The sequence below is a fragment of the Achromobacter sp. ESBL13 genome (genome assembly GCF_036668755.1).
Classification (GTDB): Bacteria; Pseudomonadota; Gammaproteobacteria; order Burkholderiales; family Burkholderiaceae_B; genus Achromobacter.
Window position 1 is genome coordinate 1,451,993 of the sequence record NZ_JAZEVT010000001.1, and the last position, 14,314, is coordinate 1,466,306.

13 protein-coding genes are annotated in these 14,314 nt (G+C 65.6%); 2 read left to right on the forward strand and 11 right to left on the reverse strand.

What is annotated here, in order from left to right; genetic code table 11:
* Positions 1 to 72 precede the first annotated feature (72 nt).
* Entirely contained in the window at positions 73 to 693 is a 621-nt protein-coding gene (locus tag V6F88_RS06460; protein WP_332608507.1) for a TetR/AcrR family transcriptional regulator, read from the reverse strand.
* Positions 694 to 1,061: 368 nt separating this feature from the next.
* On the opposite strand from V6F88_RS06460, the gene V6F88_RS06465 reads away from it, so the two are divergent.
* Together V6F88_RS06465 and V6F88_RS06470 are read left to right on the forward strand one after the other, a co-directional pair.
* Entirely contained in the window at positions 1,062 to 2,207 is a 1,146-nt protein-coding gene (locus V6F88_RS06465) for an MFS transporter (RefSeq protein WP_332608955.1), read from the forward strand.
* Positions 2,208 to 2,330: 123 nt separating this feature from the next.
* Positions 2,331 to 3,632, forward strand: coding sequence for a UDP-N-acetylglucosamine 1-carboxyvinyltransferase (locus tag V6F88_RS06470; RefSeq protein ID WP_332608508.1), 1,302 nt, complete (start codon positions 2,331 to 2,333; stop codon positions 3,630 to 3,632).
* On the opposite strand, the gene V6F88_RS06475 is transcribed toward V6F88_RS06470, so the two are convergent.
* The 10 genes from V6F88_RS06475 to V6F88_RS06520 form a co-directional block, all read right to left on the reverse strand.
* Positions 3,619 to 4,944, reverse strand: coding sequence for an acyl-CoA thioester hydrolase/BAAT C-terminal domain-containing protein (locus tag V6F88_RS06475; protein WP_332608509.1), 1,326 nt, complete (start codon positions 4,942 to 4,944; stop codon positions 3,619 to 3,621). The genes V6F88_RS06470 and V6F88_RS06475 overlap by 14 nt on opposite strands.
* Before the next feature lie 9 nt (positions 4,945 to 4,953).
* Positions 4,954 to 5,949, reverse strand: coding sequence for a Bug family tripartite tricarboxylate transporter substrate binding protein (locus V6F88_RS06480; protein ID WP_332608510.1), 996 nt, complete (start codon positions 5,947 to 5,949; stop codon positions 4,954 to 4,956).
* A 231-nt stretch (positions 5,950 to 6,180) separates the two neighbouring features.
* Positions 6,181 to 7,842: a TRAP transporter large permease gene (locus V6F88_RS06485; RefSeq protein ID WP_332608511.1), complete on the reverse strand. Its 1,662-nt coding sequence runs from the start codon at positions 7,840 to 7,842 to the stop codon at positions 6,181 to 6,183.
* 2 nt (positions 7,843 to 7,844) lie between these two features.
* The gene (locus tag V6F88_RS06490) at positions 7,845 to 8,507 is read right to left on the reverse strand and encodes a TRAP transporter small permease subunit (protein ID WP_332608512.1); all 663 of its coding nucleotides are present in this window, start codon (positions 8,505 to 8,507) and stop codon (positions 7,845 to 7,847) included.
* 156 nt (positions 8,508 to 8,663) lie between these two features.
* Complete coding sequence (locus tag V6F88_RS06495) at positions 8,664 to 9,758, reverse strand: TRAP transporter substrate-binding protein (RefSeq protein WP_046806934.1); 1,095 nt, start codon at positions 9,756 to 9,758, stop codon at positions 8,664 to 8,666.
* Positions 9,759 to 10,109: 351 nt separating this feature from the next.
* Positions 10,110 to 10,682, reverse strand: a complete 573-nt coding sequence (locus V6F88_RS06500) for a lipocalin family protein (RefSeq protein WP_332608513.1) — start codon at positions 10,680 to 10,682, stop codon at positions 10,110 to 10,112.
* Positions 10,683 to 10,697: 15 nt separating this feature from the next.
* Positions 10,698 to 11,783 carry an SAM-dependent methyltransferase gene (locus tag V6F88_RS06505; RefSeq protein WP_332608514.1) on the reverse strand — a complete coding sequence of 362 codons (1,086 nt, stop codon included), beginning with the start codon at positions 11,781 to 11,783 and terminating at the stop codon, positions 10,698 to 10,700.
* A gap of 2 nt (positions 11,784 to 11,785) precedes the next feature.
* On the reverse strand, positions 11,786 to 12,637 hold the full coding sequence (locus tag V6F88_RS06510) for a DUF1295 domain-containing protein (RefSeq protein WP_332608515.1): 852 nt from the start codon (positions 12,635 to 12,637) through the stop codon (positions 11,786 to 11,788).
* Positions 12,634 to 13,932, reverse strand: coding sequence for a cyclopropane-fatty-acyl-phospholipid synthase family protein (locus V6F88_RS06515; protein WP_332608516.1), 1,299 nt, complete (start codon positions 13,930 to 13,932; stop codon positions 12,634 to 12,636). The genes V6F88_RS06510 and V6F88_RS06515 overlap by 4 nt, the downstream gene beginning before the upstream one ends.
* Positions 13,933 to 14,098: 166 nt before the next feature.
* Positions 14,099 to 14,293: a hypothetical protein gene (locus V6F88_RS06520; RefSeq protein WP_332608517.1), complete on the reverse strand. Its 195-nt coding sequence runs from the start codon at positions 14,291 to 14,293 to the stop codon at positions 14,099 to 14,101.
* Between the last annotated feature and the right edge of the window lie 21 nt (positions 14,294 to 14,314).

A 14,314-nucleotide genomic window follows, 5' to 3' on the forward strand; every position in this document is an offset into this window, starting at 1 on the left:
GCTTAAGCTCGCTTCAGATCTCTTGGTGTCGCCTGGGATCTGTGGATGTCGCCCCGGACCGCTTCACTCGGCTCAGACCGCCTGCGCACGCGCCACGTCCCACTGCCGCATCAGCTGCGTGATGGCGGCGTCAAACACCGCGTGGCGCACGCCGTCGCGCGCCGCGATCGACACGCCCAACAGAAAGCTGTTGAACACCGTGGCCAGCGCCTTGGCGTCCGTGGCGGGGTCTAGCTCGCCGCTGGCGATGCCGCGTTCCACGCATCGGACAAAGCCCGCGTACGTGCGCTGGCGCGACTGCGTCAACGGCAGCGTTACGGCGGCGTGCTCGGGCGTGGGCGCGCTCATGACGCCCAGCGCCACCATGCAGCCTTTGGGATGGTGGCGTTCGCACTGCATTTTGGTCGAGCGGCGCAGCGCCAGTTCAATGGCCTGGGCCGGAGCCAGCGTGTCATCCCACAGGCTCTCCGTGACGCGCGCGTACGTATCCAGGTAGCGCTGAACCGCCTCTTGGTACAGCGCCTCTTTCGAGCCGAACGCCGCATAGAAGCTGGGCGCGGAAATGCCGCCGCCGATGCCCGCTTTCAGCTGGCTCAGCGACGTTGATTCATAGCCCTGTTCCCAAAATAAATGCAGCGCCTGATCCACCGCCTGCTCGCGGTCGAACGCGCGTGGCCTGCCCATTTGCGCCATGCCGGTGCCTCCATTGATAGCGACGTGCGTAGAACGCCACTTGAAATACGCCACTTGAAATACGCCACTTGTAATACGCCACTCGAAATACGCGACCTGAAATACGCCACTCGAAATACGCGACATCAATACTAATCGATACAAAAGTCGTTGACAACGCGAAAGCGGTGCCTCTACATTTATATCAATCGGTACATATATATCGATCGCTTCCGCTGCGCCGTTGACCCGACGCCCCCCTCCCGAACAACGACCGCCGGGCCTGCCTGCCCGGCCAAGAAAAGGACTTTCGTGTGACCTCCCCGACCCTAACGCCCGCGCCGACCGCGCCCGACCGCCTGCCCGTCGCGGGGCTGCTGGCCCTGGCCATGACCGGCTTTATCTGCATCGTCACCGAAACCCTGCCCGCCGGGCTGCTGCCCCAGATCAGCGCCGGGCTGGGCGTAAGCCAGGCATGGGCCGGACAGATGGTGACCGCCTACGCATTGGGATCACTGCTGGCCGCCATCCCGCTGACGATCGCCACGCGCGGCTGGCGCCGCCGCACCGTGCTGCTGATGACCATCATCGGCTTCCTGGCCTTCAACTCCGCCACCGCGCTGTCCACCGACTATTGGCTGACGCTAATCGCGCGGTTCTTCGCCGGCGTGGCGGCCGGGCTGGCATGGAGCCTGATCGCGGGCTACGCGCGCCGCATGGTGGCCCCGTGGCAACAGGGGCGCGCATTGGCATTGGCGATGGTCGGCACGCCGATCGCGCTGTCTCTCGGGGTGCCGCTGGGCACCTTGCTAGGGTCCACGGTGGGGTGGCGGATGGCGTTCTGGATCATGTCCGCGCTGACCCTGGTGCTTATTGCCTGGGTGCTGGCCAAGGTGCCCGACTACCCCGGCCAGGCGTCCCACGAACGGATGCCGCTGCGCCGCGTGTTCCTGACGCCGGGCGTGCGGCCGGTGCTGGCCGTGGTGATCGCGTGGATGCTGGCGCACAACATTCTCTATACCTACATCGCGCCATTTGTCGCGGCCGCCGGGCTGGGCAAGCGCGTGGACCTGGTGTTGCTGGTGTTCGGCACGGCGGCGCTGGCCGGCATCTGGCTCACCGGCAAACTGGTGGACCGCCATTTGCGCGCCACCGTGTTGGCCAGCCTGGCCGCGTTCGGCGTGACCGCGCTGGTGTTTGGCGTGGCGCCTGCCACCCCGGCCATTGTTTACCTGGGCGTTGCGGTGTGGGGCGTAAGCTTCGGCGGCGCCGCCACCCTGTTGCAAACGGCGCTGGCCGATGCGGCGGGCAACGGCGCGGATGTGGCCCTGTCCATGAACGTGGTGGCCTGGAACGGGGCAATTGCCTCGGCCGGCGTCGTGGGCGGCTTGCTGCTTGGCGCCTGGGGTGTTGCCGCGTTCCCGTGGGCGCTGGTGGCCTTGATCGGCATCGCTTTCTTGATTGCGCGGGGCGCGCACGCCCATGCGTTCCGGCCCGGATTGCGGACGTCGGGCGCGTTGGTGGCGGGGCACTAGCCGCGCCATGCCGATTGCAGTTTGATACGTTTGATCTCCCGGCGGGCGGGCCCACGTCGGGGCGTACCAGTACAATTCCCGCCACTTCTTGCTTTTCGTCCGCTCTCCGGCCGCCCTCTCCCCATGTCCAACCTTATCGTCCACGGCGGCACGCCCCTGCGCGGCCGCGTCATTCCTTCGGCCAACAAGAACGCGGTGCTGCCGATTCTGTGCGCCACGCTGTTGACCGACCAGCCCTTGACGCTGCATGGCGTGCCGGACATTACCGATGTGCGCAAGATCCTGGACATCTTTCGCACGCTGGGCAGCGAAGTGGCGCTGGACGAAAGCACCCGCACGCTGCGCCTGCATCACCACCACACCACGTTCGACGCCACGTCACATCGTCTGCCCGAAGAAATGCGCTCGTCGATCATGCTGGTGCCGCCGCTGCTGGCGCGCTTTGGCGTGGCGCGGCTGGAAGACAACGTCAAGGGCTGCACGCTGGGCGTACGCGAAATCGATCCGCACGTGGACATCTTCCGTTCGTTCGGCGGTGAAGTCGAACGCGCCAGCGGGTCGTTGCTGGTGCGCAGCAGCGGGCCGTTGACGGCCACGCACCACTGGCTGGATTACGCATCGGTCACCACCACCGAGAACTTCGTGCTGTGCGCGGCCGCCGCGCAAGGCGAATCCACGCTGACCAACGCCGCGTCCGAACCGCACGTGCAGGAATTCTGCCGCTTCATGGTGATGATGGGCGCCGATATCGACGGCATCGGCACGTCGCGCCTGACCGTGCGCGGTGGCGCGACGCTGGGCGGCGGCGAGTTCACCTTTGAAGAAGACTTCCACGAGATCACCACGTTCCTTGCGCTGGGCGCGATCACGGGCGGCGACGTCGTGGTGCGCAACCGCACGCCGGGCAACTTCCCGCTGATCGACCGCACCTTCGCCAAGTTCGGCGTCACGATCGAGCACAAGGACGGCTGGTCGCGCGCGCTGCGCAGCGGGCCGCTGAAGGTGCAAACGCCCTTCACCAGCAACGTGCTGACCAAGGTGGAAGCCGCGCCGTGGCCGTATTTTCCGGTGGACCTGCTGCCCATCTTCATCGCGCTGGGCGTGTGCGCCGAAGGCAACGCCATGTTCTGGAACAAGGTCTACGACGGCGCGTTGGGCTGGACGGGCGAACTGTCCAAATTCGGCGCGCACGTGTTTTCATCGGACCCGCATCGCGTGGTGACGTTCGGCGGCATGCCGCTGACGCCGGCCGTGGTGGAAAGCCCCTACATCATCCGCGTGGCGATCGCGCTGTTCATGGTCGCCAGCAGCATCGAGGGGCGTTCCGAGATCCGCAACGCGACGCCGATTCGTCGCGCGCATCCGCGGTTCGTGGAAAACCTGCGCAGCCTGGGCGTGCAGGTGGAATGGGCTACCGAGGAATAGTGGCCCCTGTACCGTCGGTGGGCGTGCCCGCCGCGCGGTTCAGAAATTCCAGCACCGCCAGGTAAGACCCCTCGTTGCCCGCCGCATTCGCGGCCGGCGTGCCGCCCGCGTCCAGCAGCAGGCCCGACATCGCATGCGGCTTGCTGATCAGCGTGGCCGGCAGGTACGGGTAATGCACATGGTGCCCCGCCCCCATGCACACGTGGTGGAACGTGGGCAGACCGTGCGCCTGGCGCTGGCGCATCACCATTTCGGAATACGCCGTGCTGGGCCAGAAACCGTCGTCGGACGCGCTGATCAGCATGACCGGGCCGGGATAGTTCTCGACCGGAATGCGCGCCCGTTCGACCGCCGCCGCATCGCGCGTGGCGCTTAGAAAGGCGTGGGTTTGCCGATACGGCGGCTCGGACGCGTAGGCGGCTTCCCAATCGGCGCTGGCGTTGTCCTGCCACAGATGCGGCAGCGGTTCGCCGTTTTTGGTCCACACCTGCGCATTGCGGCCCGTGCCGGGCGAGCCCGCGCTGACCACGCCGTGCATGACCGGCGACGGCACATAGGCGGCCACCGCGCTGACCAAATCGGGATAGTGCGAGGCCACCAGCAGCGAGGTCTCGCCGCCACGGCTGATGCCCGATAACGCCACGAAGCCGTCGCGCGGCGCCAGTTCGGCATGCGCCCAACGCAGCGCGTGTTCAAAATATTCCAGCGGCATGTCGTTCAGATACTTCGGCCGGCCGTCGTAGTTGAAGATGGCCAGCGCCAGGCACTGGAAGCCGCGCGCGGCAAACAACGCGGCGCGCGGGGCGTTCACGCCGCCCGACGACCCGTTCATGTAGATGACCAGCGGGTGCGGGCCCGGCCCCGCCGGCGTATACAGTTCGCCGGAAACGGTCATGCCGCCCACCTGCTCGCGCACCGCGCGGTGCGTGACGCCCTCTTCCAGAAAGTCCTGCACCAGCTGCGCCGATGCATGGTGCGTCCCGTCGGTGGCGTCGATCTGGATGACCAGCGGCTCGGTGCGATCCGGCGGAAACACCACGCGACTCATGTCTTCGCACACCATGGACCACACCAGGCCCATGGCGGACGGCTCGGCGTAGCTGCCCGACACGGGGCTGTCGCGCCCCAGGTCCAGGCTGCCGTCGTGGCCGGCCACGAACACGGCTTGCGACCGCCACGGCGCGCCGCACATCTGCATGCTGGCGCGGACGGTGATGAAGGCATAGGCCGGAAAGCCCTCGATGCGGATGTCGCGGGCGACGTCGATCAGGGCAATTTCGGGGCTGACGGTAATGCGGGCTTGGTCGGTCACGGTGCGTCCTTACGCTTTCAGATCGGTCTTGGGCACGCCGTTGGCCTTGATGACCTGGGCCCACATGGCGGATTCATCGGCAATGACCTTGTCCAGGTCCGCCGACGAGGTGAACTCCACGGCCACGCCCTGCTCGGCGAATTGCTGGATCAGGCCGGGGTCGCGCGTGCCTTCGCGCACGGCGTTCTCAAGCACCTTGACCACGTCCGCGGGCATGGCGGCGGGGCCGGAAATCATCATGCGCGTGTACAGCTCGAAGCCGTCAACGCCCGCCTCTTTCATGGTGGGCACATCGGGCAGGCTGGACAGGCGCTTGTCGGCGGTCACGGCCAGCACCTTCAGCTTGCCTGACTTGATGTTGGCCAAGGCCGACGTGGGAAAGTCGAACGTGCTCTGCACCGTGCCGGCCATCAGGTCCAGCAGCGCGGGGCCGCTGCCCTTGTACGGCACGTCTTGAAACTGCGTGCCGGTCTTGGACTGGAAGTGCAGCAACGCCAGGTGGTTGATGACCCCTCGCCCGGCATGGGCGCAGGTAATGTCACCGGGCTTTTTCTTGGCCAGCGCAATGAATTCCTGCACGGTATTCACGCCCAGGTCGGGGTGCACGATCAACAGCATGGGCGATTTGCCCATTGACCCCAGCTGCTTGAAATCCGACTGCTGGTACGGCAGGTTGTTGTACAGCAAGGGGTTCAGGATCATGCCGTTGGTGCCGGCAAAGCCCAGCGTGTAGCCGTCGGGTTCGGCGCGCGCCACCGCCACGGTGGCGATGATTGCCTGCCCGCCCGGCCGGTTTTCCACGACCACGTTCTGCTTCAGGGTCTTGCCCATGCGCTCGGCCAGCGCGCGGGCGGCAATGTCCGTCAGGCCGCCGGGCGCAAAGCCCACCAGCAGGCGCACGGGGCGCGTCGGAAACGCGGTCTGGGCCCACGCATGGCGCGAGGTCAGCGACATCAGGGGCAGCGCGGCAAGCGCGGCCAGGGCATGGCGGCGGGACACATTCATACGACTCTCCAGCGGGGGGCAAGGGCCAAAGACAAGGCAATGCAGCACCGTCCGCGCGCGCGTCGACAAGACGCCGCGTGGCCGGACACAGGAAACGGGGAAAGGCGCACAGGCCGCGCGCCGAACGGCGGCGGTCACAATGACGGTATCTTGTATGCAATACCTTTGGACCGCCATTTAGGGATATCCCCAAAAGAAAAATGCCGGCATCGCTGCCGGCATTCTGATCCGCTACTTGAAATCCGCCCCCGGATCGTCACCCCCATAGGTGCTGGTGCCGTAGGACGTATCCACCTCGATCTTCACCTTGCTGGAATCCACCTGCGCCTCGTCGCTCTTGTAGTGCATAACCAGACCAGGGAACGCCATCACGGCCGCCACCATCGCCAGCTGAATCACGATGAACGGGATGGAACCGCGATAGATCTGGCCCGTGGTGACGGGTTCGATCATGCGCCCCGTGACCTTGTCCTTGTACCTATCCTTGGGCGCCACCGACCTCAGGTAGAACAGCGCAAACCCAAACGGCGGATGCATGAACGAGGTCTGCATGTTGACGGCCAGCAGCACGCCGAACCAGATCAGGTCGATGCCCAGCTTGTCGGCCACTGGCCCCAGCAGCGGCACGATGATGAAGGCCAGTTCGAAGAAGTCCAGGAAGAAGGCCAGCACGAAGGTCAGCACGCTGACGGCAATCAGGAAGCCCAGCTCACCGCCCGGCAGGCTGATCAGCAGGTGTTCCACCCACAAATCGCCATTGACGCCCCGGAAGGTCAGGCCGAACACCGTCGAACCCACCAGGATGAACACCACGAAGGTGGACAGCTTGGTGGTGGTGTCCATGGCCTGCTTCATCAGGTTCAGCGTCAGGCGGCCACGAATCATCGCCATGATGATGGCGCCCACCGCGCCCATGGCGCCGCCTTCGGTCGGCGTGGCCACGCCGATGAAGATCGTGCCCAGCACCAGGAAGATCAGGAACAGCGGCGGGATCATCACGAAGGTGACCCGTTCGGCCAGTGCCGACAGCATGCCGAGCTTGAAGACTTTGTTGACGCCGGCAATGATGAAGGCGGTCAGCCCCCAGATCAGCAGCGACAGCACGATCTGCTCGTCCACCGGCGCCGTATCGGCTTCGATGTATTGGCCGACAAAGTACGCGGACAACGCCGAGATCACCATCAGCACCAGCAGCGAACGGCCGCCGCGCGTGCCGTTGGCTTCGTGAAAGGACCGCGCTTCCTCCGGCAGCGCCGGCGCCGAATCGGGCTGCAGGTACGACTTGATGATGACGAACACCACGTAGGTGCCGGCCAGCAGGAAGCCCGGAACGATGGCGCCACGGTACATGTCGCCGATGGAGCGGCCCAGCTGGTCGGCCAGGATGATCAGCACCAGCGACGGCGGGATGATCTGCGACAGCGTGCCGGACGCGGCGATGATGCCGCTGGCCAGCCTGCGGTCGTAGCCATAGCGCAGCATGATGGGCAAGGAGATCAGCCCCATCGAAATCACCGAAGCCGACACCACGCCCGTGGTGGCCGCCAGCATCGCGCCCACGAACACCACCGCGATGGCCAGGCCCCCGCGCACGGTGCCGAACAGCTGGCCGATGGTTTCCAGCAGGTCCTCGGCCATGCCTGATCGTTCAAGCACCAGGCCCATCAGGGTAAAGAATGGCACCGCCAGCAAGGTGTCGTTGGAGATGATGCCGAAGATGCGTTGCGGCAAGGCCTGGAACAACGCCGCGTTCAAAAGGCCCAGTTCAATGCCGATCAACGCAAAAAGAATGCCGTTGGCCGCCAGCGCGAAAGCCACGGGAAAGCCCATCAACAGGAACACCACCAGGGTGGCGAACATGATGGGGGCCATGTTTGCAGTCAAGAATTCCATGGTCAGCGTCCGTCCTGTCCGTGTTGGTCGCGGGCGCCGCCTGGCGCCTGCCCGGCTTGCGCCGCCAACGCGCGTTCTTCACGCACGCGCGCTTCTTCGGCAATTTCCAGCGCCAGGGCTTCTTCAGCGGAAATCTCGCTGGCGCGCGCGCCGGGGTCCGGACACTTGCCCATCAAAAAACCCACGCACTTGATCAGGTGCGACAGGCCCGCCAACACCAGCAAGGCGAAGCCGACGGGAATCAGCAGCTTGACCGGCCAGCGAATCAGGCCGCCGGTATTGGACGACTGTTCATTCGTTACGAACGAATCCATGAACACCGGCCACGACAGGTAGGTGATGAGCAGGCAGGCCGGCATCAGGAAGAAGATGACGCCGAAGATGTCGATGTAGATCTGCTTGCGGCGCGACAGGCGCGAGGACAGCACGTCCACGCGCACGTGTTCGTTGCGCAGCAGCGTGTAGCCGGCGGCCAGCAGGAAGATGGCGCCGAACAGGTACCACTGCATTTCCAGCCAGGCGTTGGAGCTGATCTGGAAGACCTTGCGCACGACGGCGTTGCCGGCGCTGACCAGGACGACGACCAGCGTCAACCACGTCACGCACCGGCCGACCACCGTGTTGATCGCATCGATCAAACGGGATAGGGCTAATAGGGCATTCATGTTGGATATCCGGACCGGCGCGGGAATTACGCGCGGTCAATGTGCAACTTGAGGAGAGACAGACAGGGACAGGGGCGAAAGTACAGAGGCAAAAATCCGGCAAGCGCGCGGGGATGCGGCACATCCCCGCGCGCCTTGGGCGCAAGCGGCCGGGGCTTACTTGCCGCGGTTGATCGTGCCCATGTAGCTGTCATAGCTGCCTTCGGCAACACGGAACCAGGGCAGTTCGTTGTCGCGGAAGTTCTTCATGCTTTCGTAGACTTTCTTGAACACCGGGTTCTTGGCGCTCATTTCGTCGTACAGCTTGACCGATTCCGCAAAGCACGCGTCCATGACGGGCTTGGGGAACGATTGCAGCTTGGCGCCCTGGGCGATCAGGCGGCGCAGGGCGGCCGGGTTCTCGGCGTCGTACTTGGCGATCATGTCGTTGGTCGCCGCGGCCGATGCCTGCGCCAGGATGGCCTGGTAGTGCTTGGGCAGCTTGTTGTAGGCGTCCTGGTTGACGTACAGCGACACTTGCAGCGTGCCTTCCCACCAGCCCGGGTAGTAGTAATGCGGGGCCACCTTGTTGAAGCCCAGCTTTTCATCGTCATAGGGGCCGATCCATTCGGCCGCGTCGATGGTGCCCTTTTCCAGCGCCGGGTAAATGTCGCCGCCGGCGATCTGCTGCGGCACCACGCCCAGGCGCGACAGCACCGCGCCCGCGAACGCGCTGACGCGGAACTTCAGGCCCTTCAGGTCATCCACCGTCTTGATCTCCTTGCGGAACCAGCCGCCCATCTGCGTACCCGTATAGCCGCAGGGGAAGTTGACGATGTTGTAGGTCTTGAAGACGTCGCGCAGCAGCGACAGGCCGTCGCCGTGGCGCATCCACGAATTCATCTGGCGGGTGTTCAGGCCGAACGGCACGGCGGCGTCAAAGCTCAGGACCGGATCCTTGCCGTAGTAGTAGTACGACGCGCTGTGGCCGCATTCGATCGTGCCGTTTTGCACGCCGTCCAGCACTTGCAGCGCGGGCACGATTTCACCGGCCGGGAACACGCGGATGGAAAACTTGCCGCCCGTGGCTTCCGACACATACTTGGCGACGCTTTCCCCGCCCGAGAAAATGGCGTCGGCACTGCGGGGAAAGCTGGACGCCAGGCGCCAGTTCAGCGTGGGGGCTTCCTGCGCGATGGCGGGCACCGCCAGGGTGGCGCCGCCGGCAGCGGCTCCCAAGGTGGCTTTCTTCAAAAACGAACGGCGTTGCATGCAAGTCTCCCAACTTGGATAAAGTTCTTTTCCGGATCCTGGGGCGAATTGGTGGAGCCCCGTGGGCGCGATCCCATGGGTAACAAATGGTCGCGCTTTTGATTTTGGGTGCGATGCTATGGGAAAAATAATCCCGGGACGTAGCGGGAAAACCCTTGCCGTAAGTTTCGTGAAATTTTTATGCGACGCATCACTGGTATGACCAGCACGGCTTTGCGGCCCATGCCGTCGCCTTCTGCACGGGTATGAGGACCGGATCAGATGCCCGGCGGCGCACGCGGGCGGCAAATAAAACAGCCGGTTTATATAACCAAAAAATATTTAGCGGGGCACGCCTTCCGCAGCCGCGCCCTAACCCTTGCCGGCATCGGGATACGTGCGGGGCTCGGGCCCCGGCTCCGGCCATTGCTGCGGCACGCGGCGCAGCAGTGCCGGGTCGTAGCCCAGCTTGCGCACCTTGTCGACCAGGCGCGCATAGTCGGCATCCGGCAAGGTGGGCGTGCGCGCCATGATCCAGACGTAGTCGCGCTTGCTGCGGCCGATGATCGTCTGCTGGTAGGCATCGTCCACATAGGCAATGACGTATTCCGCCTGGATCGGCCAAATGAATTGCATGCCCCACACGGCGTTGCCGGTGCCGGGCTGGACGGTGCCTTCGGGCCGCATCGTCTTCACCTTGGCGTCAAAGCCGCCGTGGCGATACCGGAACGTAGTCTGGATACCGCCGTCGGGCCGCAAGGCATAGGTTTCCACCGCGTTGAACGACGCGCGCTCGGGCCAGGTCGGAATGCCGGCGATCACGTACCAGTCGCCCATGAAGCGCGCGATGTCCACCTGCGCCACGGGCGGCATCGGCGTGGGGCTGCCGCAGCCCGTCAAGGCGGCAAGCGCCGCCATCCCGGCAACACATAAGGTCTTGCGCATGGGCGGTGCCCTCCTTCAGTCTGGCCGCGCAAAGCGGTAGTGGGCCACCATCCAGGCCTGCCCGTTCTGATAGCCGAACAATTCGGCGCACGCCATCCAGAACATGCGCCAGCGGTGGAACCACAGGCGAGCCAGCGGCGCGCCGTAAGCCTTTTCCAGCACGGTCAGCACGTCGGCGCGATGGGCGTCCTGGTTGGCCAGCCAGTGGTTCGCGGTGCGCTGGTAGTGGCTGCCGTCAACCAGCCAGCGCGCTTCAATGCGCAGGTCGCCCTGGAACCACAGCAAGGTGTCGGCCGACGGCATGATGCCGCCCGTGAAGAAATGCCGGCCCATCCAGTTGTCGTCGCCTTCGGTCTCAAACGGGTACATCAGGGTGCGGTGCGCAAACAGGTGGACAAATAGCTTGCCGCCCGGACGCAGCCATGACGCGATGCGCGCCAGCAGAGCCTGGTAGTTACGCATGTGCTCGAACATTTCCACGGACACGCAGCGGTCGAAGGTCTGGGGATGCAGTTGCAAGGTGTTGACGTCGCAGGTGATGACATCCACGTTGTCCAGCCCGCGCGCGCGGCATTGCGCGTGGATGTGCTGGCGCTGCGAGGCGGAGTTCGACACGGCGGTGATGCGCGCCGTCGGGTAGCGTTCGGCCATCCACAGGGTCAGCGAACCCCAGCCGCACCCCAGTTCCAGGATGCGCTGGCCGTCCGCCAGTTCGGCGCGCAGCCCATAGAGCTCCAGCATGGCGGCTTCGGCCTGGTCCAGCGTTTCGCGGCCCGTGGCGTAGTAGCAGCCGGAATACTTCAACTGCCGGCCCAGGCACAGCGTGAAGAATTCCGCGGGCAATTCGTAGTGCTGGGCGTTGGCTTCGTCGGTGTGAATGGCCACGGGGCTGGCGCGCAGTTCATCGATCAGCTGGTGATAGCGCCGCGCCTGGGCGGCGGGGCCCCCGGCGGTTTCGTCGCGCAGGCGCTGCGTGCACAGGCGCCGGATGCCCAGGCGCAAAAGCGCATCGGGCACCAGGCCGCGTTCAGCCAGGCCCAGCAGTCCGGGCGCGGCCCGGTCGGAAGCCAGGCGGGATTCAGTCAAAGCGGCGGCGTTCATGATTATTCCCCTGGAGTCGGTGTGCGGTGATGCGCGGCGCAATCGCGCTTCGGAAACCACGGAAACAGCATCGGCGTGGTGCGTTGGTACCGGCGATAGTCTTCGCCCCGGCTGCGCAGCGCTTGCGCCTCGGTGTACGGAATGCCGCTGATCCAGCGCAGGAAGAGGTACATGGCGACGGGGCCCACCCACGCCAGCCATGCCAGGCTGCTGCCCGCCGCCAACGCCACGTAGCTGAACCAGTGCAACCATTCAAAGAAGTAGTTGGGGTGCCGCGATACGCGCCACAGGCCGACACGGCAGGTGCGGCCACGGTTGGCCGGGTCGGCGCGAAAGGCGTCCAATTGGCGGTCGGCCACGGTTTCGCCCGCCACCGACACCGCCCACACCAGCACGCCCAGCCACGCCCAGGGCGTCATGCCGGGCACGGGGTTGGCGGCCACCGCGATGAAGGGCAAGGACATGAAGACGACCAGACCCGCCTGCGCCAGGAAGAACAGCGCGAACTTGCCCTGGCTGCCGTGCCAGTGGGCGCGCAGGGCGCGGTAGCGGCCGTCTTCTTCGCCATGGCGCACGCGCTTCCAGATGTGCAGCGCCAGCCGTCCCGCCCAGATGCCGCCCAACACGGCCAGCAGCACGCGCGGGGTGGCTGCGCCGGGGCCGGTCAAGGCCAGCAGGACGGCGGCCGCGGCCATGCCGGATGCCCACATCGCGTCAACAATGCCCGCGTTGTCATGGCGCCGCTGCCACAGCCAGCCGCCGGCCATCAGCAGCACGGCCACGGCGGCCACCATGAGGGCTTGCATGAGGGCAAGCATGGCGAACGGCATGGCGGAAAGCATGCCGGAAGTCATGGCGCCGTCCACCGCGCCGATGCCGGCGTGGCCCCGGGCCGGGCCAACAGCAGGTGCGACACGCCGATGGCGCGTTCGCGGAAGCCGCCTTCGCAGTAGGCCAGATAGAACTCCCACAGGCGGATGAAGCGGTCGTCAAAGCCCTGCCCCCGCACCGCATCCAGGTTGCCCATGAAGCGCTCGCGCCACGCTTTCAGCGTGCGCGCGTAAGACAGGCCAAAGTCTTCCAGATGCACCAGGCTAAGGTCGCTGGCGCGCGTCTTGGCTTGCAGCATTGCCTGGATGGACGGCATGAAGCTGCCCGGGAAGATATGCCGCTTGATGTAGTCCACCGCCTTGAGCGCCTGCGCATAGCGGTGGTCTTCGATGGTGATGGCCTGGATCAGCGCCACGCCATCGGGCCTGAGCAGTTGCCCCACCTTGCCGAAGTAGGCGGGCAAGTAGTCGGCCCCGATCGCTTCGATCATTTCAATGGACACCAGCTTGTCGAACTGGCCGTGCAGGTCGCGATAGTCTTGCAGCAGCACGTCCACGCGGTATTGCAGGCCGGCGCGGCGGATGCGTTCGGTGGCCAGCGCGTGCTGCTCGCGCGAGATCGTCGTGGTGGTGACGCGGCAGCCGTAGTGGCGCGCCGCGTGCAGCGCAAAACCGCCCCACCCCGTGCCGATCTCGACCACATGCTGGCCGGGTTGCAGGTCCAATTTGCGGCAGATCACGTCCAGTTTGCGGGTGGACGCCTGCTCCAGCGTGTCGTCCTCGCCCGCCCACATGGCTGACGAATACATCATGTCGTGCGACAGGAACAGGCTGAAAAAGTCGTTGCCCAGATCGTAGTGGGCGGCAATGTTGCGGCGGCTGCCGGCGCGCGTGTTGCGCCGGCACGCGTGCAAGGCCCGCATCGCCACGCCGCCCAACCGCGCCACGCCACGCTCCATGCCGTCGAGCAGGCCGCGGTTGCGCACCAACAGGCGGATCAGGCCGGTCAGGTCGTCGCATTGCCAATGGCCGTCGCCATACGATTGGCCTCCGCCCACGCTGCCGTTGGCGGCGATGGCGCGGTAGAACGCCGGATCGCGCACGCGCAGGCGCAACGGGCGGCCCGCCCAGGCGCCCTGCCCGCCCAGTTCGACGCTGCCCATTGCGTCGTCAATCACCAGTCGCCCGTCTTGCAATGGCCCCAGTTGGCCCAGCAAGCGCCGACGCAACAGGCGCTCGGTCAGCGACAAGGGCTGCGCGGCCTGCGGCGCGCAAGCCTTGTCCAGCGCCAGGCGCTCGGAGTCAGAGGGGGATCTCATCGGTCTTCTCCTGGTTCGGAGGGTTAAACGCAGGGGTTTCGGTGGGCGTCGCAATTCCCGGCTGCGTGCGTGGATGCCGTATATACGTAGGCCAGGACGCATTGGATTCATCGGGGAAAACCCGCAGCAGCTGGCGGGAATGCGCCCCCTGCGCTACTTGACCGCGCTATGGGGCCGCCCGCAGCGTCACGGGCACCCGGGCGGCCTGCAAGGCGGCGGACAGGCCTTCGGTATTGCGATGGGGGTTGACCGTGGTGTCCGCCGCCATAGAAGAAGACCGCGACGGGCGGTTCCGCACGCCGGGTGGCGCGTAGATATCCAGGCGCTGGCGCGCATCGGCGCCATAGGCCACGTCGGCCACGATGCGGCCGGCGTTGTCGGG

Coding starts and splice junctions, on each gene's coding strand:
- V6F88_RS06460 (WP_332608507.1), bottom strand. CDS start 693: ATGGCGCAAATGGGCAGGCCACGCGCGTTCGACCGCGAGCAGGCGGTG.
- V6F88_RS06465 (WP_332608955.1), top strand. CDS start 1,062: ATGACCGGCTTTATCTGCATCGTCACCGAAACCCTGCCCGCCGGGCTG.
- V6F88_RS06470 (WP_332608508.1), top strand. CDS start 2,331: ATGTCCAACCTTATCGTCCACGGCGGCACGCCCCTGCGCGGCCGCGTC.
- V6F88_RS06480 (WP_332608510.1), bottom strand. CDS start 5,949: ATGAATGTGTCCCGCCGCCATGCCCTGGCCGCGCTTGCCGCGCTGCCC.
- V6F88_RS06485 (WP_332608511.1), bottom strand. CDS start 7,842: ATGGAATTCTTGACTGCAAACATGGCCCCCATCATGTTCGCCACCCTG.
- V6F88_RS06490 (WP_332608512.1), bottom strand. CDS start 8,507: ATGAATGCCCTATTAGCCCTATCCCGTTTGATCGATGCGATCAACACG.
- V6F88_RS06495 (WP_046806934.1), bottom strand. CDS start 9,758: ATGCAACGCCGTTCGTTTTTGAAGAAAGCCACCTTGGGAGCCGCTGCC.
- V6F88_RS06500 (WP_332608513.1), bottom strand. CDS start 10,682: ATGCGCAAGACCTTATGTGTTGCCGGGATGGCGGCGCTTGCCGCCTTG.
- V6F88_RS06505 (WP_332608514.1), bottom strand. CDS start 11,783: ATGAACGCCGCCGCTTTGACTGAATCCCGCCTGGCTTCCGACCGGGCC.
- V6F88_RS06510 (WP_332608515.1), bottom strand. CDS start 12,637: ATGACTTCCGGCATGCTTTCCGCCATGCCGTTCGCCATGCTTGCCCTC.
- V6F88_RS06515 (WP_332608516.1), bottom strand. CDS start 13,932: ATGAGATCCCCCTCTGACTCCGAGCGCCTGGCGCTGGACAAGGCTTGC.